The 23,930-nt window shown below is 72.6% G+C and carries 19 protein-coding genes and 1 pseudogene; 7 read left to right on the forward strand and 13 right to left on the reverse strand.

Features of this window, described 5'->3' with window-relative positions:
- Entirely contained in the window at nucleotides 1-537 is a 537-nt protein-coding gene (locus ABZT47_RS20645; RefSeq protein ID WP_354844192.1) for an NBR1-Ig-like domain-containing protein, read from the reverse strand.
- A 797-nt stretch (nucleotides 538-1,334) separates the two neighbouring features.
- Between ABZT47_RS20645 and ABZT47_RS20650 the strand changes: the two genes are divergently transcribed.
- A complete protein-coding gene (locus ABZT47_RS20650; RefSeq protein ID WP_354844195.1) occupies nucleotides 1,335-2,246 on the forward strand; it encodes a LysR family transcriptional regulator in 912 nt (303 codons plus the stop codon).
- A 108-nt stretch (nucleotides 2,247-2,354) separates the two neighbouring features.
- Here ABZT47_RS20650 and ABZT47_RS20655 read toward each other — a convergent pair whose 3' ends face one another.
- From ABZT47_RS20655 to ABZT47_RS20680, 6 genes are all read right to left on the reverse strand, one after another.
- Nucleotides 2,355-3,146, reverse strand: a complete 792-nt coding sequence (locus ABZT47_RS20655; RefSeq protein WP_354844198.1) for a serine hydrolase — start codon at nucleotides 3,144-3,146, stop codon at nucleotides 2,355-2,357.
- Entirely contained in the window at nucleotides 3,143-4,732 is a 1,590-nt protein-coding gene (locus ABZT47_RS20660) for a D-aminoacylase (protein WP_354844201.1), read from the reverse strand. The genes ABZT47_RS20655 and ABZT47_RS20660 overlap by 4 nt, the downstream gene beginning before the upstream one ends.
- Entirely contained in the window at nucleotides 4,729-5,481 is a 753-nt protein-coding gene (locus tag ABZT47_RS20665; RefSeq protein WP_354844625.1) for an amino acid ABC transporter ATP-binding protein, read from the reverse strand. The genes ABZT47_RS20660 and ABZT47_RS20665 overlap by 4 nt, the downstream gene beginning before the upstream one ends.
- An 11-nt stretch (nucleotides 5,482-5,492) precedes the next feature.
- Nucleotides 5,493-6,386: an amino acid ABC transporter permease gene (locus tag ABZT47_RS20670; RefSeq protein ID WP_354844204.1), complete on the reverse strand. Its 894-nt coding sequence runs from the start codon at nucleotides 6,384-6,386 to the stop codon at nucleotides 5,493-5,495.
- Nucleotides 6,377-7,261, reverse strand: coding sequence for an ABC transporter substrate-binding protein (locus tag ABZT47_RS20675; protein WP_354844207.1), 885 nt, complete (start codon nucleotides 7,259-7,261; stop codon nucleotides 6,377-6,379). Before ABZT47_RS20675 ends, ABZT47_RS20670 begins: the two co-directional genes overlap by 10 nt.
- Before the next feature lie 199 nt (nucleotides 7,262-7,460).
- Complete coding sequence (locus ABZT47_RS20680; protein WP_354844210.1) at nucleotides 7,461-7,823, reverse strand: nuclear transport factor 2 family protein; 363 nt, start codon at nucleotides 7,821-7,823, stop codon at nucleotides 7,461-7,463.
- A 233-nt stretch (nucleotides 7,824-8,056) separates the two neighbouring features.
- Between ABZT47_RS20680 and ABZT47_RS20685 the strand changes: the two genes are divergently transcribed.
- Together ABZT47_RS20685 and ABZT47_RS20690 are read left to right on the forward strand one after the other, a co-directional pair.
- Nucleotides 8,057-8,416, forward strand: coding sequence for a hypothetical protein (locus ABZT47_RS20685; protein WP_354844213.1), 360 nt, complete (start codon nucleotides 8,057-8,059; stop codon nucleotides 8,414-8,416).
- 752 nt (nucleotides 8,417-9,168) lie between these two features.
- Nucleotides 9,169-10,203, forward strand: a pseudogene (locus ABZT47_RS20690) (BTAD domain-containing putative transcriptional regulator); the annotation flags it as partial.
- 1,689 nt (nucleotides 10,204-11,892) lie between these two features.
- Here the strand turns inward: ABZT47_RS20690 and ABZT47_RS20695 are convergent.
- Nucleotides 11,893-12,729, reverse strand: a complete 837-nt coding sequence (locus ABZT47_RS20695) for an ABC transporter permease (protein ID WP_354844216.1) — start codon at nucleotides 12,727-12,729, stop codon at nucleotides 11,893-11,895.
- Nucleotides 12,726-13,751, reverse strand: a complete 1,026-nt coding sequence (locus ABZT47_RS20700) for an ATP-binding cassette domain-containing protein (RefSeq protein WP_354844218.1) — start codon at nucleotides 13,749-13,751, stop codon at nucleotides 12,726-12,728. The genes ABZT47_RS20695 and ABZT47_RS20700 overlap by 4 nt, the downstream gene beginning before the upstream one ends.
- 377 nt (nucleotides 13,752-14,128) lie before the next feature.
- Between ABZT47_RS20700 and ABZT47_RS20705 the strand changes: the two genes are divergently transcribed.
- From ABZT47_RS20705 to ABZT47_RS20720, 4 genes are all read left to right on the forward strand, one after another.
- Nucleotides 14,129-15,817, forward strand: a complete 1,689-nt coding sequence (locus ABZT47_RS20705) for an MDR family MFS transporter (protein WP_354844221.1) — start codon at nucleotides 14,129-14,131, stop codon at nucleotides 15,815-15,817.
- Between the two features lie 458 nt (nucleotides 15,818-16,275).
- Nucleotides 16,276-18,432: a prolyl oligopeptidase family serine peptidase gene (locus tag ABZT47_RS20710; protein ID WP_354844224.1), complete on the forward strand. Its 2,157-nt coding sequence runs from the start codon at nucleotides 16,276-16,278 to the stop codon at nucleotides 18,430-18,432.
- Between the two features lie 134 nt (nucleotides 18,433-18,566).
- Entirely contained in the window at nucleotides 18,567-19,331 is a 765-nt protein-coding gene (locus ABZT47_RS20715; RefSeq protein ID WP_354844227.1) for a hypothetical protein, read from the forward strand.
- Nucleotides 19,332-19,532: 201 nt separating this feature from the next.
- The gene (locus ABZT47_RS20720) at nucleotides 19,533-20,420 is read left to right on the forward strand and encodes a cellulose binding domain-containing protein (RefSeq protein WP_354844230.1); all 888 of its coding nucleotides are present in this window, start codon (nucleotides 19,533-19,535) and stop codon (nucleotides 20,418-20,420) included.
- Nucleotides 20,421-20,444: 24 nt separating this feature from the next.
- Here the strand turns inward: ABZT47_RS20720 and ABZT47_RS20725 are convergent, their stop codons facing one another.
- From ABZT47_RS20725 to ABZT47_RS20740, 4 genes are all read right to left on the reverse strand, one after another.
- Entirely contained in the window at nucleotides 20,445-20,870 is a 426-nt protein-coding gene (locus ABZT47_RS20725) for a VOC family protein (protein ID WP_354844233.1), read from the reverse strand.
- Nucleotides 20,867-21,721, reverse strand: coding sequence for a MarR family transcriptional regulator (locus ABZT47_RS20730; protein WP_354844235.1), 855 nt, complete (start codon nucleotides 21,719-21,721; stop codon nucleotides 20,867-20,869). Before ABZT47_RS20730 ends, ABZT47_RS20725 begins: the two co-directional genes overlap by 4 nt.
- Before the next feature lie 108 nt (nucleotides 21,722-21,829).
- Entirely contained in the window at nucleotides 21,830-22,624 is a 795-nt protein-coding gene (locus ABZT47_RS20735; RefSeq protein WP_354844238.1) for a class I SAM-dependent methyltransferase, read from the reverse strand.
- A gap of 39 nt (nucleotides 22,625-22,663) precedes the next feature.
- Nucleotides 22,664-23,908 (reverse strand): MFS transporter, encoded by a 1,245-nt coding sequence (locus ABZT47_RS20740; RefSeq protein ID WP_354844241.1) that lies wholly within the window; start codon nucleotides 23,906-23,908, stop codon nucleotides 22,664-22,666.
- Nucleotides 23,909-23,930: the final 22 nt, after the last annotated feature.

Consider the following 23,930-nt stretch of genomic DNA (forward strand, 5'->3'; position numbering starts at 1 on the left):
TCAGCCCACGATGACCTGGAAGTTGAGCGGGCGGCCTCCGGGGAAGGCGACCCGCCCCGCACCGTCCATCATCTTGAACCGCACATAACACAAGCCGGGGTTCCTCGGCGTGGTGACGTCGGTCGGGATGTCGACGGTCTCTCCGGGCGGCGTGTCCCTGATCGGGACGTCGGAGATGGTCTGGCATTGATCGGGTCGCTGCGGGAGATCGAGGCGATGCAGCGAATATCCCTTCCACGGCACGGCGCCGGCGTTCTTGAGCCGCCACACCTTGGTCATGGTGCGGCCGGGGCGGACGCGCGTGCAGTCGGGCAGCGTGATGTCTCCGAGGAACGCCGCCGAGTCACCCTTGTTCGCCGGCGGGGCCCACGGCGGGCTGGTCGGGCGCACCGGGCAGTCGGCCGCCGACAGCGCGGCCCTCGATGGGCCGCCGGACGGGGTCGGGCCATGCCCGTCGGCCCCGGGACCGCGATCGACGACGGCCATGATGAGGACCGCCATTCCCGCACCGGCGGCCACGGTCGCGAGCACGGCCACGACCGGGCGGCTCGGCCGGAATCGCCCTCGGCCCCCAGGTGCGGGGAGGACGGGCCGCGCGTCGCCCGCGGCCGGGGGGCCGGGCACAGGCGCCGAGGTCTCACCGGCCGACCGTGGCGCTGGTGATCCGGTGATGACGGCCACGACGCGGCCTTCTGCGGCGCCCGCGGTGGAGGCCCCGAGCTCACCGGACGGACGAGCCGCCGAAGACGGACCGGCCGCCGAAGAGGGACCGGCCGCTGAAGAGGGACCGGCCGCTGAAGAGGGACCGGCCGCTGAAGAGGGACCGGCCGCCAGGGCGTCCGGGTGGACCGAAGGGCCTGCGGCCCCGGCGGATCTGACCGCCAGGTTCGCCCTCTCCCAGCGTTCGCGGTACGCGGCCGGGTCGGCGTCGCAGGCCTTGACGAACTCGACGGTGGTCTCCCAACTGGGGAGCCGGTTGGCCTTCGTGGCTTCGTGCAACGTCGTGTGCGAGATCGCCCTCGACCGGCCGGACATCTCCCGGAAAGGTGGGTTGCCGACGGATTTGCGAAGTTCTCGCAGTGCCGCCGCGAACTCCTCGATCGCCTCCGCTCGTGCACGCATGTCGTCCACCGGGGCAAGCTAACACAGCGCCCCCGGTGTTCACTGGCGCTCTGACCCACAAGGGCGGGCGAAGTAAGGCGAGCCCGGATGCCGGCCTGAGCGGGACGGCTCCCGGCCCGGCCGGGTGTGCCCCCGAGCCCGACGCGGCAAGTCGCCGGACGTCCGGCCATGCCCGGAAGGGATGCTCCGGCGATCGGGCGGATACTGGTGGCGTGTTGAGCAGTCACCGCCTGCGGGTGCTCAGGGAGGTCTTCAGGACGGGGAGCATCGCGGGAGCCGCGCGGACGTTGCGGCTCTCGCCGTCCGCCGTCTCGCACCAGCTGTCCCGGCTGGAGGAGGAGGCCGGGGTGGGGCTGGTCGAGCGGGGGGCGCAGAGCCTGCGGCTCACCGCGGCCGGGCGGCGGCTGGCCACCAGGGCGCAGGAGGTGCTCGACCTCATCGAGGCCGCGGAGAAGGACCTGCTGGCCCAGGCCAGGGCCGACGCCGGTCAGCTCCGCATCGGCTTCTTCGCCTCGTCGGGCTACCGGCTGCTGCCGCTGGCGCTGTCGGCGTTCGTGGCCCGCCACCCCGCCGTCGACCTCGACCTGGTGGAGGGACAGCCGCACGAGTTGATGCCCGACCTGGAACGCGGCGCCCTCGACGTCCTGGTGGTGTTCGAGCACGCCCTGGATCCGTGGCCGCCTCCCGAGGGCGTGGAGATCGCCCCGCTGCTGGAGGAGCCGCAGTTCCTCGTTCTGCCCCTCGGGCATCCCGCGGGCCGGGCCGCCAGGGTACGGCTCGCGGACCTCGCCGACGAGCCGTGGATCACCACCTACGGCACCGACGCGCCCATCTCGGTGCTGGAACGGGCCGGTGCGCTGGAGGGGTTCAGCCCGCGGATCCGCTGCCGCAGCGATCACTACGAGGTGACCCTCGGCCTCGTCAGAGCCGGGCTCGGCGTCGCCCTGGTGCCGAGCCTCGGCGCCCACGGGGCCGCCGGCGTGCAGGTGTGCCAGGTGGAGGGGCTCCGGCTGCACCGGAAGATCGGCGCCGCCGTACGGCCGACCAACCCGAACCCTGCCCTGCGGTCGTTCCTCGACTACCTCCGCGACGCCGCCGGCCGCCTGCGCAGCACCACGGCCTGAGGACCTCCGTTCCCGCTGCCTCCGTGCCTGCCGGCGCAGTGCCCGCTTCCGCCGTGTCCGCTTCCGCCGTGTCCGCTTCCGCCGGGCGCGGCGCCGCCGGGGAGTCCGCTACCCGCCGGGAACAGGCCCGGGCGGTGCGGCCGGGGCGGCCGGGGCGGCTCCGACGAGGCGGCCGATGCCGACGCCGGCCTCGCGGACGCGGGTGACCAGCTCGTGGTCGCTTCCCGGCGGCCCGGACGCGAGGACGGCGTAGCCGATGCGCCGGTCGCCGACCATCACGCCGACGTCGGCGCGCACGCCGTCGTCGGTGCCGGTCTTGTTGGCCACCCACACGGTGCCGGGCGGCGCCGTCGTCACCGGTCGGCGGTCCTCGGAATCGTGCGGCAGGAGAGCGGGCACCAGGGAGCGGTCGGTGTTGTGCGCGAGCCAGCCGAGCATCAGCCGGGTCCACTCCTCCCGCCCGTCGAGCGAGGCGGCGAACCGGGCCAGTTCACCGGCCGTGCCGACGGCGAAGGCGGGCGGGTCGGTGGGCAGGCGCGGCTCGCGGATGCGGTCCAGGACGCGGGTACGCCGCAGGCCCAGCGCCCGCGACTCCTCGGCGACCCGGTCGAGGCCGACGCGGCGCAGCAGCGCGTTGGTGGCGATGTTGTCGCTCACCGCGGCGGTCAGCACGGCCAGGTCGGCGACCGGCCACCGGCGTCCCGACAGGGCTCGCAGCAGCCCCGACCCGCCCACGCGGTCCTCCTCGCGCAGCTCGACCGGCTCGGCGGGGTCCAGCGTGCCCGCGCAGATGGCTCGCGCCACCGTCGCCAGCAGAGGCAGCTTGCCGACGCTGGCGAGCGGCAGTTCGGCGTCCTCGCCGACCGCGATCTCACCGGGCACCGCGATCGCGATCATCATGGCGTCAGCACCGTTCCCGGCCGCGCGGCCGTCTCCTCGCCCTGCCGTACGACGATGTGGCCCGCCACCACCACGGTGTGCACGCCCTCCGGCGGCAGCAGCGGCTCGGCGAAGGTCGCGCCGTCGCGCACCGTGGCCGGGTCGAACACCACCAGATCGGCGTGCGCCCCGTCCGCGATCACCCCGCGTCCGGCCAGCCCGAACCGCTTCGCCGCCATGCCCGTCATCTTCCGCACCGCCGTCGCCAGGTCGAGCAGCCCGAGCTCCCTGGTGTAGCGGCCGAGCACGCGGGGGAAGGTGCCCGCCCAGCGGGGATGGGGGCGCCCGCCCGGCTTCGGCACGCCGTCCGAGCCGATCATCGCGTACGGCGCGGCCAGTACCCGGCGCACGTCGTCCTCCACCATCGAGTGACTGATGATCATGACCTCGCCGCGCTCGGCCAGCAGCAGGTCGGCGGCCACGTCGAAGGGGTCGCGGCCGTGCGCGGCGGCCAGCTCGGCGACCGTGCGACCCTCGGTGTGCGGATGACGGGGGGCGCGGGCGATGGCGACGCGGTCCCAGCCGCCGTTGCCCACGGTGTTCTCCCAGCCCGGCACGCCCTCGGCGATCGCGGCCCGCATCCGGTCGCGCTGGCCGGGGGCCGCCAGCCGCGCGGTCAGCGCGGCGGTGCCGCCGTCGGACGCCCAGGGCGGCAGCATCGCCGACAGATGGGTGCTGGCCGCCGTGTAGGGGTAGACGTCGCAGGTCACGTCGAGGCCCTCGGCGCGCAAGTCCGCCAGCCGGGGCAGGGTTCGCTCGGTGCGGCCCCAGGCGTACTTGCCGGCGGTCTTGTGGTGCGAGACGTGCAGCGCCGCGCCGCTCCGGCGGGCGATCCCCACGGCCTCCTCCAGGGCCTCCTCCACCCGCGACATCTCGTCGCGCAGATGGGTGACGTACGGCTTGCCGTGCCGGGCCGCGACGGCGGCCAGCGCCACCACCTCGCCGGTGTCGGCGTAGGTGCCGGGCGTGTAGATCAGCCCGGTGGACAGGCCCGCGGCCCCCTGCGCGAGCGAGCGGTCGAGCAGCGAGCACATCGCCGCCAGCTCGCCCGGGGTCGCGGGACGGTCCACGGGCCCCAGCACCCCGGCGCGCAGAGTGCCGTGGCCCACCAGGGAGGCGATGTGGTTGGCGCGCGGCACGGCGGCGTGCGCCGCGGCGAACCCGGCGAAGTCCTCCCAGAAGCCGACGTCGCCACCGAACCCGACGGACGCCTCGGCCCGCAGCTCCGGCAGCCGTCCGGGCAGCGCCGGGAACAGGCCGGAGCCGCAGTTGCCGCAGATCTCGGCCGTCACCCCGGCCAGCACCGGGGCGCGGACCAGCTCCCGGTCGCCGCCGAGCAGCGCGATGCCGTCGGAGTGGGTGTGCACGTCGATGAACCCGGGGGCGACGGCCAGCCCGGCCGCGTCCAGGGTCTGGCGGGCGTCCGCGCCCGACCCGGCGGGCAGCACGGCCAGCCGCCCTCCGGCCACGCCCACGTCGGCGGACCGCGGCGGGGCGCCGGTGCCGTCGACCAGCAGCCCGCCCCGGACCAGTAGGTCGAGTTTCACAGCACCCGTCCGAGGAACGCGCGGAAGCGCTCGTTGCGGGGCTGCGCGAGGACCTCACGCGGGTCGCCCCGCTCGACGATCACGCCGTCGTCCATGAAGACCAGGTGGTCGCCCACCTCGCGGGCGAAGCCCATCTCGTGCGTCACCACCATCATGGTCATCCCGCTGGCCGCCAGGTCGCGCATCACCGCCAGCACCTCCTGCACCAGCTCGGGGTCGAGCGCGCTGGTCGGCTCGTCGAACAGCATCACCTTGGGGTGCATGGCCAGGCTGCGGGCGATCGCCACCCGCTGCTGCTGGCCGCCGGAGAGCTGCGCCGGGTAGTGGCCGGCCCGGTCGGTCATGCCCACCCGGTCGAGGAGCTCCTCGGCCTGCCGCCGGGCTTCCCGCCGGGGGACCCGGCCGACGACCAGCGGCCCCTCCATGACGTTCTCCAGCGCCGTGCGGTGCGGGAAGAGGTGGAAGCGCTGGAAGACCATGCCGATGTCCTGACGCTGCCGGTTCAGCCGCGCCGGGGGAAGGTGGCGCAGCCTGTCGTCGCGCTCCTCGAACCCGATCAGCTCGCCGTCCACGCGGATCCGGCCGGCGTCGATCGTCTCCAGCCGGTTGACACAGCGCAGCAGGGTGGACTTGCCCGACCCCGACGGCCCGACCACGCAGACCACGCCGCCCTCGGGCACGTCGAGGCTCACGCCCTTCAGCACCTCCAGCGCGCCGAAGCGCTTGCGCACCGAGCGGATCTCCACCATGGGACGGTCCACTAGACCCCACCTCCGGCGAACGGCCGCAGGTTGCGGCGCATCCTGGCGGGCAGCGTGTCGTGGCCGCGCTCGAACCGCCGCTCGATGAAGTGCTGCCCGACGCTGGCGATCGTGGTGAGCACCACGTACCAGATCGACGCGACCACCAGCAGCGCGATGACCTCGAAGTTGCCCAGGTAGATCCGCTGCGCGACGGTCAGCAGTTCGGCTCCGGCGATGACCGACACCATCGACGTCGTCTTCAACATGGAGATGAACTGGTTGCCGGTCGGTGGCACGATCACCCGCATCGCCTGGGGCAGCACCACCCTGCGCAGCACCTGGCCGTGCGACATGCCGAGAGCCTCGGCCGCCTCCCGCTGGCCCGCGTCGACCGAGCGGATGCCCGCCCTGACGATCTCCGCCATGTAGGCGCCCTCGTTGATCGCGAGCCCGAGCAGCGCCGCGGTGAACGGCGTGACCAGCTCGTTCGCCTGCCACTCGACCAGTTTCGGGCCGCCGAACGGCACCCCGATCGCGATGGTCGGGAAGACCAGGCCGATGTTGAACCAGAAGATCAGCTGGACCAGCAGCGGCGTGCCGCGGAAGAACCACGTGTACAGCGCGGCGGACCCGCGCAGCACCGGGTTGCCCGACTGCTGCGTCACCGCGGTGAGCACGCCGAGGGCCAGTCCGATCACCATCGACAGCACGGTGAGCTGGATGGTGACCCACAGCCCGCCGAGGATCCTGCCGTCGCCGAGGAAGGCGACGATCACGTCCCAGTGCAGGTTCGGGTTGACGATGATCGTGTAGGCGAGCCAGACCAGGAACAGCCCGGCCGCCGCCGCGGCCAGCCAGCGTCCTGGGCGCGGTGGCCGTACCGCGTCCACGGGCAGCTCGGTCACTTCCACGGCTTGGTGTTCACCATCGCCTCGGGCACGGCGTTGGCGGCCACGCCGTAGGTGTCCAGGACCTTCTTGTAGCCGCCGTCGGCGATCAGCTCCCGCATGGCCCCGGCCACCGCGTCACGCAGGCCGGTGTCGCGCCGGTCGACGGCGATGCCCCAAGGCCCGGCGTCGTACTGGCCGGGCAGCACCTCGTACTTGCCGGTTTCGCCGGCGTACATGGCGGCCACCGGGGAGTCGACGATGGTGGCGACCGCGCGGCCGGAGTCGATGCTGAGCAGGCCGGTGGGGGCGTCCTCGCTCTGCATGATCGTCATCTTCTTGCCGCACTTCTCGTTCTGCTTCTCGCCGATGGCCAGGTTGGAGCTGCCTTTGGCGAGCACGACGGTACGGCCGCACAGGTCGGCGAGGTCCTTGACGCCTTCCGGGTTGCCCTTCTTCACCATGACGGCCCCGCCCGCGTTGAAGTAGTCGACGAAGTCGACGGCGGCCCGGCGTTCCTCGGTGTCGCTCATCGAGGAGAGCACGAGGTCCCACCGGTCGCTCTGGAGGCCAGGGATGAGCCCGTCGAAGGCCGCGTTGGTGATGGTCCACTTCAGCCCGAGCTTCTCGGCGATGGCCGCGCCGAGGTCGGGATCCACGCCGGTGAGCTGCTGGGTGCCCTTCTTGTACATCTCCATCGGCGGGTAGCCCTCGGCGGTCGCCAGCCGGAGCACGCCCCGCTCGCGAAGGTCGGCCGGCACGAGATCCTTGGCGGTCGTGCCCTTGGCCGTCGCGGCGCCCTGGGACGCGCTCGTCCCCGAAGAGGAGCGGCCGCACCCGCCCGCGAGCGCCGTGACGACGAGCACGGCTGCGGCGACCGCGTAAAGGCGCTTTGTCATGCAAACTCCCAGTTCGCGCAGTGGTTGTGCATATGGTGGCGACGGGAGGGGAGAATCCCAAGACTCGTGAATGCTTGTGACCCTCAGCGTCGAAAACTTCGATGCTGAGGTCGGCCACGCTCACGAGACGTGGGGCGGACATGCGCTCTGCTGGGGCCCCGCGTGGGACTCGCGGGGGCAAGGTGGACCAGTTCGGTTCCTAGGCCGCGTACACAGGGGCGAGATCGACGAATATGCGGTAGTCCGAGATCAGGCCGTCGCCGCCGGTGCGCCAGATCGACACGGCCACGACGCTGACGTCCTTGCCGTCGAGCCGGCGGTAGGTCACCTCGGTCTCGGCGATGATGTCGGCGCCCGCCTGCCAGTTCCTGACGACCCGATGCCGCAGGCCGTCGATGGTGGAGAAGAAGGCCCGCAGACCGGCGAGGATGGCCTCGCGTCCCGCCAGCGGCTCGGCGTTGCCGAACACCAGCGTGGCATCCTCGGCCAGGAGTTGGGTGAACCTCTCAGGGTCGAATGAATCGACCCGCTCGAACACGTGTCGCACCACTTCGTCCGTCATGCCCGTCCTTTCGCGCGCGACCGGGATCACTGAGGGGGACGATACGGAGTGGACATCGGCGGGCAACTATCGCGAGGGTGGGGATCCCGTGGCCGTGAGGATTTCGGGCGGCGCGGAGGGAAAGCGGGCGGGGGCCGCTGGTGTGCCGGTTCTGCGATCAACCGGTGCGCCGGTGTGCCGGTTCTGCGACGAGCCGGTGTGCCGGTGTGCCGGTTCTGCGATGAGGAGGACGCGTGACGGACGCGCGAGTGCTGGTGATCGGTCTGGACCCCGCGAAGCTTGAGGGCTGGGACCCCGAGCCCATCCAGACGGGGATAGCACGCGGCCGGGCCCGCTTCGTCGATCACGGCATCGAGGCCGACTGGTGCCTGGTGGCACCCGACGAGAACCCCGAAGGAGCGATCGAGGAGGCGCTGATCCGTGGAGCCTACGCCTGCGTGGTGATCGGGGGCGGCATCCGCAAGGACGAGTCGATGCTCGACCTCTTCGAGAAGGTGGTGAACCTGGTCCGGCGGCACGCGCCCGACGCGGCCATCGCCTTCAACAGCACCCCCGAAGACTGCCTGGAGGCGGCCCTGCGGTGGCTGGAGTAGTCCGGTAGGGCGGATTCTGTGAAGGGCCCGCCCGGATTCGCCCGCCTGGCCGTTCGGACCGCCCGTTGATCCGCTCGCGGGCATGCTTCCGCGGTGAGACTCGTCCGATCCGCTCGCAAGGGTACGCGCGGACACGCTCCCGGGGTGGGACTCGTCCGTAAGCTGGGGGTGTGTCCCCCGTACTGGTCCTGCTCGACGGCGTCCGCTGGCAGGGTGCCCGCGTGGTCGGCGATCGCGCGCGGACCCTGCTGGCCGTGCTCGCCATGCACGGGCGTGCGGGGGTCGCCGACGAGCGCCTGGTCGAGGAGTTGTGGCCCGACGAGGCGCCCGCCAACCCCACCAAGGCGCTTCAGGTGGTCGTCTCGCGCACCAGGGCGGCGACCCGCGCCGACGTCGTGGTGCGGATGCCGCGTGGTTACCGGCTCGGGCTGCCCGCCGATCAGGTGGACGCGCTGCTGCTGGGCGCGCTCGTGGAGCAGGCACGGGCCGCGCTGGGCGAAGACGACGTGGCGCTCGCGCGGCGCCGCGCCGAAGAGGCCATGGAGCTGGTGACCGGCGGCGCGGCGCGCGGATCGGACGGCGGCCCGGCCCGCGGTCCGATCCCCGAATCGGCCGGCGGGCCGGCCGGCGTCTCAGGCGGCGGCCTGACCGGCGGCTTGGGCGGCGGCCTGACCGGTGTCTCGGGTGGCGGATCGACCGGTGTCGTGGGCGGTCCCGACGGCGGTACGGGCGCGCTCGACGAGCTGAGAGGCATGGCCGCGGGGTGGGTGGCCGAGGCGCGACGGGTCGCGGCGATCGCCTGGGGCCGCGGCGGCGCCCACGAGACCGCGCTGCCGCTGCTGGAGGAGGCCGCGGCCGAACGGCCGCACGATGAGCAGGTGCTCGCCTGCCTGCTGCGCAGCGAGGCCGCCGTCCGAGGGGTCGCCGCCGCCTTGGAGCGTTATGAGCGCTATCGAGCGGGTCTGGCCGCGCGGCTCGGCACCGAACCAGGGCCCGAGCTCGCCCGCGTGTACGCCGGACTCCTCCTCGCCGATCGGCCGGTGCGCGAGGGCATCCTGTTCGACGGTTCCTCGCTGCTCGGCCGCGAGGCCGACATCCGCGCGGTGCACGCCCTGCTGGCCTCCACCCGGGTGGTCTCCATCGTCGGTCCCGGCGGGCTGGGTAAGACGCGGCTGGCCCATGTCGTCGGCAGGAACGCCGCCCAGCCCGTCGCCCACTTCGTCGAGCTGGTCGGCGTCTCCTCGCCGGAGGGCGTGGTGGGCGAGGTGGGGTCGGCGCTCGGGGTCCGCGACTCGGTCAGCGGGCGCCATGCCCTGACCGCCAGGCAGCGCTCCGATGTCCGCGCCCGGATCGCCCAGCACCTCGACCAGGCTCCGGCGCTGCTGATCCTGGACAACTGCGAGCACGTGATCGAGGCCGTCGCCGACCTGGTGGCGTTCCTGACCGTCACGACCCGCGACCTGCGGGTGCTGGTCACCTCCCGCGCCCCCCTGTCGATCCCCGCCGAACGCGTCTACCTGCTCGGCGAGCTGCCCACGGGTGACGCGGTGGAACTGTTCCGCCAGCGCGCCACGGCCGCCCGCCCGGGTGTGCGGATCGACGAGGGAGTGGTCGAGCAGATCGTCGCCCGTCTGGACGGCCTGCCGCTCGCCATCGAACTGGCCGCGGCCAGGGTGCGGGCGATGTCGGTGGAGGAGGTCGCCCGGCGCCTGGCCGACCGGTTCGCCTTGCTGCGCGGCGGCAACCGTACGGCCCCCGACCGGCACCAGACGCTGCTGGCCGTCATCGATTGGTCGTGGAACCTGCTGGAGGAGCCCGAACGGCGGGCGTTGCGATGGCTGTCGCTGTTCGGTGACGGTTTCACGCTGGCCGCGGCCGAGCGCATACTCGGCCAGGACGCCCTGCGCGTCGTGGACGCGCTGACCGAGCAGTCGATGCTGAGCGTCCGCGAGACGGCGTACGGCCTGCGCTACCGGATGCTGGAGACCGTCAGGGAGTTCGGCCGGTTGCGGCTGGGGGAGGCCGGCGAGGAGGCGCCCGCCCGGGCGGCGCAGCGGGCCTGGGCGACGGCGTACGCCCTCGAGCACGCCTTCGAGCTGTTCGGCCCGGCGCAGTTCGCGGCCGTCGACGCGTTGCGCGCCGAAGAGAGCAACCTCGCCGACATGCTCCGGCAGGCTCTCGGCGAGTCCGATCCGGTCATGACGGTCCAGTTGCTGGCCAGTGCCGGCGCGCTCTGGTCGATCCGTGGCGAGCACTTCCGGCTCCTGGTCCACTGGGGAGCGATCACCGAGGTGGTCGACGGCTGGACGGTGCCGCCGCACCTCGTGGAGGTGACCAGGGCCGCCATGCTGGTCACGCTCATGAACGTCGTCATCATGGGCGACCGCCGGGGCGATCCGTTGCGCGCTCTGCTGCGCAGGCTGCCCGTCGGTGAGGAGAGCGATCCCCGGGTGGCGGCGATGGCCACGGTGCTGCTCGCGTGCGACGCGGCCGACGGTGTCCAGGTGCGCCGCCGGCTGGAGGAGCTGTGCCTGAGCACCGACCCCGACGTCGTCCTTGCGGCGACGCACATGAGCGTCCACGTGCTGGAGAACGCGGGTGAGGTGACCGGGGCGATCGAGGCCGCCGAGCGGACCCTGGCGATGCTCTCCGAGCAGGACGGGCCGTGGTTCAGCGCGATCATGCACGCCGAGCTGGCCCATCTGGTCATGCAGCGCGGCGACCGCCGGCGTGCGGTCGCGCACGCGCGCACCGCCATCCCGGTGCTGAGCCGGCTCGGCGCCACCGACGACGAGACCCAGCTACGCGCGGTGCTGCTGGTCTCCGCGCTCGCCGACGGCGACCTCGGCGCCGCGCAGGCCGAGCTCGCCGAGATCGTCGGGATCAACGACGGCGAGGCGGTGCTCGGCGGGAAGGCCATCGTCTCGTTGTACGCGGCCGAGCTCGCCCTCGCCCGTGGCGAGACGGCCGCCGCGCTCGCGGAGTACCGCCTGGCCGTCCGGCGGGCACGCGACATGCGGCTGCCCGGGTTGCCGCCCGCGGAGCTGACGCCGTGGACGACCGTCGCGGTGTCGGTCGCCCTGACGGCGTACGCCTACCACGCCCCGCCGGAGGAGGCCGGGTACGGCGAGGAGTTGTTCTTCGCCCTCCGGGGTCACGACGTGCTGGCCGAGCAGAGCCCCGTCCTCGACTATCCGATGTGCGGCCTGATGCTGTTCGCGCTCGGCACCTGGGGGGTGCTGCGGAACGCCCTGGCCCCCGACGACGCGATCAGGCTGCTGGTGCTGGCCGAGCGGTTCGCGTACATCAGCAGCATGCCCAGCCTGACCTTCGAGCGCATCGAGCCGCACGCCGAGCGGGCCGCGCCGGGGATGATCGCCGCCGTACGGGCCGAGTACGGCGATCGGCGCGGTTCCGACCTGCTCGGCGAGGCGCGGCGCCTCCTCGAGCGGGTCTCCGGCCGGGACCGGCGAGGGTCACATGTGCCGTTTGTAGCTGCGCACCGACAGCGGCGCGAAGATCGCGATGACGATCACGCACGCCAGGAGCGTCCAGGCCACCTCTCCGCTGACCAGGGCGTCGTTGGCGAGGTCGCGGGCGGCCGTGACCAGGTGTGAGACCGGGTTGATCCGGACGAACGCGGCCAGCCAGCCGGGCAGGGTCTCGACGGGGACGAACGCGTTGGACAGGAACGTCAGCGGGAACAGGATCATCATGGAGATGCCCTGCACGGCCTGGGCGCTGCGGGCGATCGTGCCGACGAAGGTGAAGACCCACGCCAGCGACCACCCCGTGAAGATCGCCAGCAGGATCGCGGCGAGCAGGCCGCCCGCCCCGCCGCCCGGACGGTAGCCCATCACCAGGCCCATGCCGAAGGTCAGGGTGGCCGCGATCGTGTAGCGCAGCAGGTCGGCCACCATCGGGCCGGCCAGCGGCGCGATGCGGGCGATCGGCAGCGACTTGAACCGGTCGAAGACGCCCTTCTCCATGTCCTCGCGGAGCTGCGTCCCGGTGGCCATGCACGTCGTCAGCACCGTCTGGGCGAGGATGCCGGGGATCATCAGAGGGAGGTAGCTCTGCACGTCGCCGGCGATGGCGCCGCCGAAGATGAAGGCGAACATCGCGGTGAACAAGATGGGCTGCAGCGCCACGTCGAAGAACTGCTCCGGGTTGCGGCGCATCTTCTTCAGCGCCCGCCACGCCATCATCATGGTCTGGCCGAGCGTCTCCCGCATGGAGACGCGCCGCCGGGCGGCCGCCACGCGGTCGGCGGCCCTGACCGCCTCGGGGGCGGGTGCGATCATGGTGCTCATCGGTCCTCCTGCGTGCCGGTCCCGCGGTCCCCGTCGGTCTCGTGGCCGGTGAGGGCGAGGAACACCTCGTCAAGGCTGGGCTTGGCCACGCTCACCGAGGAGATCGACACTCCGGCGGTGCGCAGCGCGATCAGTACGTCCGCGGCCAGGTCGGCCTGGTCGAGGGCGACGTTGAGGCGGCCCTGTTCCGGGCTGACGATCGGGTCGGTGCCGAGGACGCGCCGCACGACCTCCACGGCGGCGGGCACCTCGCCCGGCTCGGCGAGCATGAGCTGGAGGGCGGAGTTACCGACCGCGGTCTTCAGCTCGTCGGGAGTTCCCTCGGCGACCTTGCGGCCGTGGTCGATGACGGCGACGCGATCGGCGAGCTGGTCGGCCTCGTCCAGATACTGGGTGGTCAGCAGCACCGTGCAGCCGCCGGCGACCAGACCGCGGATGGTGTCCCACATCTGGCCCCGCGTGCGCGGGTCGAGGCCGGTGGTCGGCTCGTCCAGGAAGATCAGCGGTGGCCTGGTGATCAGGCTGGCCGCCAGGTCGAGCCGCCGGCGCATGCCGCCGGAGAACTGCGAGATCGGCTTGCCGGCGGCGTCCTCCAGGCCGAACTGGGCCAGCAGTTCGGCGGCGATGCGCCGGGCGCGCGGCGCGCCGATGCCCTGCAGGCGGCTGAAGAGGTAGAGGTTCTCGCGGGCGGTCAGGTTCTCGTCGACCGACGCGTACTGTCCGGTGACGCCGACCAGTTGGCGGATCACGTGCGGGTTGCCGGCCACGTCGACCCCGAAGATCTCGGCGCGGCCCGCGTCGATCTTCAACAGGGTGGCCAGCATCCGTAGCGTGGTGGTCTTGCCGGCGCCGTTCGGGCCGAGGACGCCGAAGATCTCACCGGGGCGGACCTCCAGGTCGATCCCGTCGACGGCGCGATGCGCGCCGAAGGTCTTCACCAGCCCCGCCGCGCGAACGGCCGGTTCGCCGCCCCCGCCGGGGGCCGGGCCGCTCCGTGTGGGTCCGAGTTCTGTGATGCTCATGGCCCCACTCTCGGCGGCGCCGGTTTCACGGCGCCCTCGGCCGGGTTTCACCAGTTGCCGGAGCGGCCCCCGTGCCGAGGGGGTCGGCCGCTCCTCGAGTGCGGGCCCGAGATGGCCGCACCGCGAAGGCGGAGGGACGCGCGGACGTCCCTCCTCAGCGGGAAATGCGTATTGCCGCAGGTCGGAGCGGAGATGAAGCTTCGGTGCCCGGCGAAAACCGGGTGACATTTCGCATCACTTGCCGGAATGCTGGGCTGGGCCGATCAGTTTTGTCGGTGGTGTCGGTCAGGCTGAGCATGACCGCAACTTCTTGTGAGACCTAAAGGCTGGGCAGCCAGCCGTGACGACGTCATGTCCGACGACCCGATTGAGGAGCCGTGTCCGTTCGACAGCTCGACTCGCCCGCCAGATCCCAGGCCGCCGTCGCGGGCCGCACCCCGGCCGTGGTGCGGCTGCTGGTGCTCGCCACGTTCGTGGTCATTCTTAATGAAACGATCATGATCAACGCGATCCCGCGGCTGATGGGCGCGTTGCACATCACCGAGCAGACCGCACAGTGGCTCTCGACCGCCTTCATGCTCACCATGGCCGCCGTCATCCCGATCACCGGCTGGTTCCTGCAGCGGGTGTCCACCCGCGGCGCCTACACCACCGCGATGGGCCTGTTCCTGCTCGGCACGGCGCTCGCCGCCGTCGCGCCGACCTTCGAGGTGCTGCTGGGCGCCCGCATCATCCAGGCGTCCGGCACGGCGGTGATGATGCCGCTGCTGATGACCACGCTGATGCAGGTGGTGCCCGAGTCCGACCGGGGCCGGGTGATGGGCAACGTCAGCCTGGCCATCTCGGTGGCGCCGGCCATGGGCCCCACGGTCTCGGGGGTGATCCTGCAGTTCGGTTCCTGGCGGCTGCTGTTCGCCGTGGTGCTCCCCATCGCCGGCGTGATCACCTGGTTCGGGCTGAAGCAGCTCAAGAACGTCGGCGAGACCCAGGCCGGCACCGTCGACTGGCTGAGCGTGGTGACCGCCGCCGCCGGGTTCGGCGGCCTGGTGTACGGGCTCAGCCGGTTCGAGGGCGGTGACGCCAGGGTCGCCTCCGCGATCGTGGCGGCCGGCCTGGCCGCCATCGCCGTCTTCGTCCTGCGCCAGTTGTCGCTGCAGAAGCGCGGCGTGCCGCTGATGGATCTGCGCACTCTGCGCCACCGCACCTACACGATCGCGCTGATCCTGATGGCGGTGTCGTTCATGGCGATGCTCGGCTCGATGATCCTGCTGCCGCTGTACCTGCAGAACGTCCGTCAGCTCAGCGCCCTGCAGACCGGGCTGCTGGTCATGCCGGGCGGGCTGGCGATGGGGCTGCTCGGCCCGACCGTCGGCCGCCTGTTCGACCGGTTCGGCGGCCGGGTCCTGGTCATCCCCGGCGCGGTCGCGATCACGCTCGCCCTCGCCGGCTTCACCCAGGTCACGATGACCATGCCGTTCTGGCAGCTCCTCGCCCTGCACGCGCTGCTGATGGTGGGTCTGGCCGCGACCTTCACTCCGGTATTCACCCTCGGGCTCGGAGCCGTGCCGCCGTCGCTCTACTCCCACGGCAGCTCGATCCTGAGCACGCTGCAGCAGGTCGCCGCGGCCATCGGCACCGCGCTGGTGATCACCGTGATGAGCGCGCGAGCCGATGCCCTGAGATCCGCGGGGGCCACGGAGGTGGTCGCGACCCTCGGCGGCATGCGGCTCGCCTTCATCATCGGCGCCGTTCTGTCCATCGTCGTGATCGTCACCGCCATCCTCCTCCCGGCCCGAGCCGACGGCCCGGACCACAGAGGCGGCGACCACCACGCCGACAGCGCCGACCACACCGGCAGCGCCGACCACGTTGACAGCACTGATCACAAGGACAGCGCCGACCACACCGGCGGCGCTGATCACAAGGACGGCGTGGACCACACCGGCAGCGCGGACCACACGCACGGTGCGGACCACGCCCGCAGCGTGGACCACGGGGACGGTGCGGACCACACGGGCGGCGCCGTGGACGGCGCGGAGCGCCATGCCGGTGTGAGCGTCGCCTGACGGAAGTCACGACATTCGTTTCTGAACGGCCGCGGATTTGCTGTTGTATGGGGTCGGTCTTCCCCTGGCATTCCGTGGCGCCCGCCGCCGTTGAACGAGATTATGCAGAACAATGGGCGGTATGGCGGTGCCGGCTCGCGCGCCCTTGGGTGCCGGGAATTTCGGGGGACCGGCGCTCGCCGGGGCGCGGTGACCTGGGTGTTTATCGGCCGCGAGGCGAGGGGATGGCTGTTGTGGAAATCGCCCAAATGGGGCGAAACATCCACATCCGGAGGTTGAAATGACCGGATATCTGCCCTATCGCGAGACCGGTCCGGCTGCCCGTGTCGGCGGCGTGCGCGGCTGGCAGGCCGACATTCTTCGCGGTCAGTCATAACTGAGTGAGGCGAGGTGCTGCGGTGCGTTCATGCCGCAGTGCCTCGACCTGTCACCGGCGCGACGACTCACCGGGGGCGTTTGTGGCGCGATTGTTCTACCCTGCCGCTCCGCGTAGCGACGATGGGGTCGAGAATCTGTTCGGAATCCTGGTCCGCGATCCTTACCGGTGGCTGGAGGACGGCGACGACCCGCGTGTGCGCGACTGGGCCGCCGCCCAAGATCGCCTCTTCCGCGCATATCGCGCCGGATGGCGGGACACGCCGTCGTGGGCCTCCCTGCTCGACCAGGTGTCGTCCTTCGGCGTGGCGGAGCCGCCGATGGCGCGTGGCTCGGTGATGTTCCTCGCCGAGCAGCTCCATGGGGATGAGCAACGGCGCCTGCTCGTCGTCGACGCCGAGGGGAACAGGCGGGTGCTGGTCGATCCCGTCGAGGTCGACCCGTCCGGCCATACCGGGTTGTACGCCTGGTGGCCGTCGCGCGAGGGCGAGCGGGTCGCCGTCCAACTGGAGGTCGCCGAGCAGCCCGGCAGCGACGTCCTGGTGCTGGACGTGCGCACCGGGGAGAGGGTGGACGGGCCGTTGCCGCGCGCCAGGAACACCTCGCTCGCCTGGCTGCCGGGAGGGGAGGCGTTCTACTACGTCAGCCGGGTTCCCGATGAGGAGCTTGCCCCCGGCGACCCGCGCCTGCAGCGGCGGGTGAGGTTGCATCGGATCGGTTCGCCCTGGCAGGCGGACACCGTGGTGTTCGGCGGCGAGGATGCCCCCGACCACTACTACGGGCTCACCGTGAGCGCCGACGGCCGCTTGCTGGCGATCACCGCGACGGCCGGGCCCGCCTCGCACAACGACGTGTACGTGGCCGAGATCGCGGAGCTCGCGGAGCTCGCGGAGCTCGGCGATCCGGCGGCCCCGCGGCTCACCAAGATCGTCGACGGAGCGACCACCGGCGCCCGCGTTCTCCCGCGCTTCCTCGCGGACGGCGATCTCCTGCTGGTCACCGACCACCGCGCACCGTACGGCCGCGTCTGCCGGGCACCCCGGCACGAGACCGACCCGGACCGATGGCGGGAGCTGGTGGCCGAAGATCCCGAGGCGCCCGTGGACGAGTGCGCGGTGCTGGAGGATCCGGCGCTCGCGCGCGGCCTGCTTCTGGTGGCGCGTGCCCGCCGCGGCACCTCGACGCTCACCCTGCACGACCTGGCCGACGGCCGGCCGCTCGCCGAGCTGCCCCTTCCCGGCGCCGGCGTCGTGTCATCCCTGCGCACCGGCGTGCCCGACGCACGGCACGCGTGGTTCGCCTACTGCGACGCGACCACACCTCCCACGATCTACCGCTACGACGCGATGAGCGGGACGACCGAACGGGAGACCGGCGCCACGACGGCCGGCCACCCGCCGCGGATCCGCAGCCACAGCGTCCGCTATCGGGCCGGGGACGGCACCGAGATCCCGATGTTCCTGTTCACCCCGGCCGAGGACCGTCACGACCCCCGGCCCACCCTGCTCTACGGCTACGGCAGCTTCGGCATGCCGATGCGCCCGTGGTTCCTGCCGATGGCGGCCGCATGGGTGAGCGCGGGCGGCATCTACGCGATGGCCTGTGTGCGCGGCGGCGGCGAAGAGGGACGGCACTGGCACGACGCCGGCCGCGGACCGCACAAGCACCGGGCGATCAGCGACTTCAACGACGCCGCCGCCTGGCTCATCGACACCGGCCGGACCACCCCCGGCCAACTGGCCGTCCATGGCCAGTCCGCCGGCGGCCTGCTGGTCACCGCCGCCGCCATGCGGCGTCCCGACCTGTACGCCGCGGTCATCGCGGAAGGCCCCCTGTGCGACATGGTGCGCTATGAGAGATTCGGCCTGGGATGCACGTGGGTCGACGAATTCGGCACGGCCGCCGAGCCCGAACAACTCCGATGGCTGCTGGGATACTCGCCGTATCACAACATCACCCCAGGGACCTCATACCCCGCGTTCCTGCTCACCGGCGCCGTGACCGATCTGCAGACCGGGGAGGCCCACGTCACCAAGATGTGCGCGGCCCTCCAGCACGCCGGTGACGGTGACCGGCCGGTTCTCATGCGCCGGGAGCCCGACACCGCCCACGCCGCCTCTCCGGCGAGCAAAGAGCGCGCCCTGACCGCGGACATCCTGGCCTTCGCCGGCGAGTACACCGGTCTGTCACCGGCGAGTGCGGCCACGCACCCGCGTGAGACCGCCGCGGAACCGCGCTGACGACCTGACCGCGCCCGGCCCCGGGTCCGGCGCCGGCGATGGCATCCGCGGCGGCGCTCGCCCTCGCGGGACGGGCCACGCACACCCGGACGCCGCCGGATGAACCACATGACCAGGGCTTACGTTGTCCCATCGTGAGACTACGAATGACCCTGCTCGTGGCGGTGCTGTCGCTGACGGCGGCCTGTGGACGGGCGGAATCCGATATGTCGGCGGCCACGGCCGACGACGGGCCGGCCGAGCCGGTAGCCCTGTGGGGCGCCGAAGGCGGGTACGTCACCGCCACCACCAACGTGCTGCGTCCCCCGAGGGTGGTGCTGTACAGCGACGGCCTGGTGATCGCGGAGGCGACCAGGCAGGTGCGGCTCAGCGACGCCGAGACGGCCGCGACGGTCGCCTCGATGGAGAAGTACCTGCGCGCGCAGCCGCCCACCGCGCAGCCCAGGCCGGGCGCGCCGATGGTCACGGACGTGCCGACCACCGTCCTCGCCGTGCGGGGGAAGGACGGGAAGATGTCGCAGGTGCGGGCAGAGGCTCTGGACCAGGTCGCGGCGTTCTACCCCAAGGAGCTCTCGGAGGCCAAGAAGCTGATGGAGGGCCTGGGGACGCGTGCCGCCGGGGCCGAGGGCACCGACTATGTCGCGACCCGCGTCCGGATGGTCGCCGAAGGCGCGGCGTCGGCGGAGGGCAGGCCGTCGCCGTGGCCCGCGGGGGTGCCTGAGCCTTCGGGCGCGGTGGACCCGGTCTGGCGGACCGACCTCGAGGGCACGGCGGCGAGCGCGGTCACCAAGGCGGTTCCCGCCGGTCAGGGGCATGGCCGGCCGCTCTACAAGACCGCATCCGGGTCCCTGTTCGTGCTCTCCTGGCGGTACCTGCTGCCCGACGAGGGCAAGGCCTGAGCGACGGGCACCGGCCACGCGGGAGCGGGCGGTCGCTGAAAGGTTCACGCGGCCACGGGGTGCGGCGTCCTCGCCGTGCCCCGCGACCTGCCCGTCTTCCGCCGGGTCCGTCCGTCCGCCGCGCGCGTGCGTTGACCGGGTCGCGTCCCTCTCTCATGCTCGAATTCGGACGGCATCCGGGCCACGTGGAAGGGCACATCCATGAATGGACGATGGGCTGTCTCCTGGGCGGTCGCGATGGTGGTGGCCGCGGCCTTCCTCATCCCCGCGGTGGCGAGCGCGTCCTCCGGGGCCGCGGGCGGCGCGGTGAGCGCGGGAGCCTCGGCCCTGACGACGACGCCGCCGCGCACGCCGACCCCGTCGCCGTCGCTGCTGTGGCCCTGCTACGACCCCCGGACCTACCCGCCGAGCACGCCTCCGCTGACGCCGCCGACCGCGCCCGGCACCCCGCAGGTGGTGCAGGTCGTCAGCCCCTACGTGCACCTGCGCTGGGCCGCCTCCTCCGACACGGACGGGCTCGCGTGCTACCAGGTGTTCGAGGACCGCAACGGCGTCAAGATCAAGGTCGCCACGTTCGGGCCGGACGTCACCGACGGCACGTTCTACGTGGACTGGCCGCCGTACGGCACGCAGTCGCGCGTGGCCACCCTGTACGTCGTGGCCCTCGACCGGTGGGGCGCGGAGAGCCCGCCGTCGGGGACGGTCAAGGTGACCATCTACAACGACGTCGTCCTGCCCCCGACGCCCACCCCTTCCCCCACCCCGACGCCCACGCTCGCCTGCCACGTGGGTTACTACTCCTACGGCTGGTACGGCGGCATGACGACGCAGGTGTCGATCAGCAACACCGGCGCGACCACGATCGCCGGGTGGCGGCTCACCTTCGCCTTCCCCGACGCGGCGCAGCACCTGACCAACGGATGGTCGGCGGACTGGTCGCAGACCGGTTCCACGGTGACGGCCACGGCGCTCGCGTCGAACCAGGTCATCGCGCCCGGCGGGTCGGTCACCATCGGCTTCAACGGCAGCAACCAGGGCGCCAACCCCTCCCCGTCGACCTTCCAGCTCAACGGCTCCACCTGCCGCTGACTCCGCGCCCCGGCGGCGCGACCGCTACAGCGAGGGCGCGGCGGTGGCCGGCCGGGGGTGGGGGGCGGGCTGGAACAGTTCGACCAGGTTGCCGGCGGGGTCGGTGAGGAGGATCTGCCGGCCGCCGGGACCGCTGACGACGGTGTTGCGGAAGGGAACCCCGGCCGCGCGTAGCCGGTCGATCTCGGCCTCGAGGTCGTCCACGACGAGGTGGATGCGGTTCCAGCCGCCGGCGACCGGCCGGGCGCCGTCCGGCATCGGGCGGGCCCCTGAACTGGCGGGGCCGGACAGCAGCAGCCGCAGAGGGCCGCGGACCACGTCGGCGAAGGCCGGCGCGGCGTTGACGCGCACGGTGAAGCCGAGATGCCCCGTGTAGAAGCCGATGGCCGCTTCCACGTCGTCGACGATGTAGCGGATGTGTGCCAGCCGTTCGGTGTCGGTCGCCGTCATTGTGCTTCTCCTTCGAGGGTGAGGGTGGGCAGGAGGAACCGGATGCGGGCGTCCAGTTCGGCGGCGGTGCGCTGGAAGGCGGGATGGCCGGCCGCTTCGTCCTCGGCCGCCGCCGCGGGGTCCGGGAGGCTCCAGTGGGTGAGGACCGGGTCGCCGGGGAAGGGCGGACATGCCTCGCGTACCTTGTCGCACAGGCTGATGACCTGGTCGAACCTCCGGTCGGCGAGCGTGTCGAGGTGCCGGGGACCTCGCCCCGTCAGGTCGATGCCGTAGTCGCGCATGACGCGCAGCGTGTTGGGATGCAGCGGCTTGGGGTGGGTGCCCGCGCTGGTCACCTCGACCCGGTCGCCCGCCCGGCGCCGGAGCAGGGCTTCGGCCATCGGCGACCGGGAGCTGTTGCCGGTGCACAGGAACAACACCGCGCGGCGGGCCCGGCGCGGTCCGGTCGCGGGCGTGGCGGTCTGTGCGGGGGGCGGCAGGGGACCGGCCGGAACGAGCGCGCCGGTCGAGGGCGTCGCGTGCCGCGCGGGGCGCGGCCAGAGGCCGGGGTGGAGGGCGGGGTGGAGGGCCGTGCCGGTCGCGGCGAGTTCCTCGGCGTAGTGGGCCAGATCGAGGTGGTAGTAGCTGTCGCGGCCGTCGAGGCTGCTGCGCCGCGCGGTGACCAGACGGCCCGCCCGCAGCCTGCCGAGGTGGTAGGAGACCAGGCTCTGCGGCTGGCCGGTCAGGCGCACCAGCTCCGCGACCTTCCGGTCGCTGCGCGCGAGCTCGGCCAGCAGCCGCCAGCGCAGCGGATGACCCACCAGCCCCAGGAACGGCGGAGCGGACGGTACGGGCGGACGCTTCGGCACCATGGTCGGGACGATACATCAAACCGGTTTGATGGAATAGCCCCCCGTGGGTCGTGCAACGGAGGGGGAGGCCGGACGTCGCCGCGCGGACCTATGCGTCCGGGGACGACCTCACCGGCGCCGGCCGACGGTGAGGACGGCCAGCCAGTGGCGGGTGAGCCGCCCGTCCGGACGCGCGGCCAGCCGGGCGCGTATCTCGCGGTAGAGGTGGTCGCGCCGGTCCGGCCGCATGGCGATGTGCCCGGAGAAGGTGTCCAGCAGGGCGATGTACTCCTCCGCGGTGTAGCGCAGGGCCCATACGTACCGCCGTGTGGCGACGACCGTGAAGTGTCCCGAAGCCTCGAACTCCTCGGCGGTGGAGTCGGGCTGGTCCTCGGGCGCCGGCGGTGGCCACGGGGAGCCGTCGCCCTCCCCCATCTCGTCGTACACCTGCTGGATCTCGGTGAAGAACGGGTCGAAGTCCGCGGGAAAGGCGTGCTGGGCGTCCCACACGGCCAGGTGGCCGCCCGAGGGCAGAAGAGCGGCCGCCTTGGCGTACTTCACCGTGGGATCGACCCATTTCCAGGCGGTGGCCGCGTAGAGGAGGTCGAAGCGGACGTCGGCCGGCGGTTCCCATTCCTCGAACGACGCGGTGATCACCGAGACGCCGGGGAACGCGGCCAGCCGGCGCCGCGCCTCCGCGGCGAGGGCGCCGCCGAGCTCGACCGCCGTGATGGGGAAACCGGCGCGCGCCAGCGGCGGGGTGGCCTTCCCCGGGCCGCATCCGACCTCGAGAAGGTGCGCGGGCGGCTCGATGCCCGTGATCGCGCGCAGGTCGGAGTACAGTTCGGCCGGGTAGTCGGGGCGGGCCCTCTGGTACAGGGACGCCGCACTGTCGAAGGTGGCTCGCAGCCGTTCTCGTGACATCCCGCAATCGTGGCAGGGCCTCGCCTCAACAGGCGCGGTTCACCGAACTCGCGCGCGGTCGGCGTCCTTATGCGCCGGGCCGGTCGACCTCGTCCCCCGGGTGGCGAAGGGGGAGTGCCGCGGGACCCAGCGCAGCAGGGCGCCGGCGGCGAGCACTCCCACCGCGCCCATCGCGGTGATGCCGGCGGCCAGGCTGCCCAGCCCGGCCGCGGCCGAGACGATGAGCGGCCCCCCGGCGCTCCCCGAGTCGGCGCACAGGCGCCACACGCCGAGGAACTTCGAACGGGCCTGCGGAGGCGCGACGTCCGCGCCGAGGGTCATCAGGATGCCCGCGCCGATGCCGTTGCCGAATCCCATGAGCATCGCCACGACGGTCAGCGACACCGGTCCGGAGGTCAGCGGCAGCAGGCCCTGGGTGATCCCGAGCACGAGCATGGACGGGACGGCGATCCACAGCCGGCCGGCCCGGTCCATGATCATTCCGGACGGGTAGAACGTCAGGGTGTCCACCAGGCCGGCGATGCCGAACACGACGCTCGTCATCGAGGGGTTCAGGCCGAGATGCTCCGCCCACAGGGGCAGGACGGTCTGCCGGGTGGCGCGCACCGACCCGACGAGGAACACGGCCACGCCGAGGGTGAGGAACACCCGGTGATGCCGCGCCACCACCGACCGGACCGAAACCGGCGGGGAACGGCGCGCCCGGTCCGCGTCGGGCGCCGCCACGTCGGGGACCAGCAGGACGATCAGCCCGGCCGCGATCGTGCACCCCACGGTGAGCCAGAAGACGGCGCCCACCGGCCGGTCGTGGACGACCACGGCGCCGATGAACGGCCCGATGAAGGCCCCGACCCGGCTCATGCCGCCCAGAGTGGACAGGGCGCGGGCCCGGAGCGCCATGGGGATGATCTCGGTGAGGTACGCCTGCCGGGCCAGGACGAACACGGCGTTGGTCGCCCCGGTGGCCGCGACCGCCAGTCCGAGCTGCCAGACCGTGCGGGCCATGGCGCACCCCGTGAGCGTCACGATCGCCACCGCCGCCGCGACGAGCATCGCCCTGCGGTCGCCGAGCCGGGCGGCGAGGGCTCCCGCGGGCACGTCTCCCAGGATCTGCCCGACGCCCAGCAGCGCCAGAACCAGCCCGGCCTCGCCGACGGAGGCGCCGAGCGCGCGCCCGCTCAGCGCGATCATGGGGGTGAGCGCGCCCATCCCGGTCTCGAAGACCAGCGCGGGCAGGAAGACCGCGGGCGCCACGCTCTTGAGGGACACCCGAGGTGAACTCACCGGCACCGGCCTCGCCTCGACC

The organism is Sphaerisporangium sp. NPDC005289 (assembly GCF_040607455.1).
Classification (GTDB): domain Bacteria; phylum Actinomycetota; class Actinomycetes; order Streptosporangiales; family Streptosporangiaceae; genus Sphaerisporangium; species Sphaerisporangium rhizosphaerae.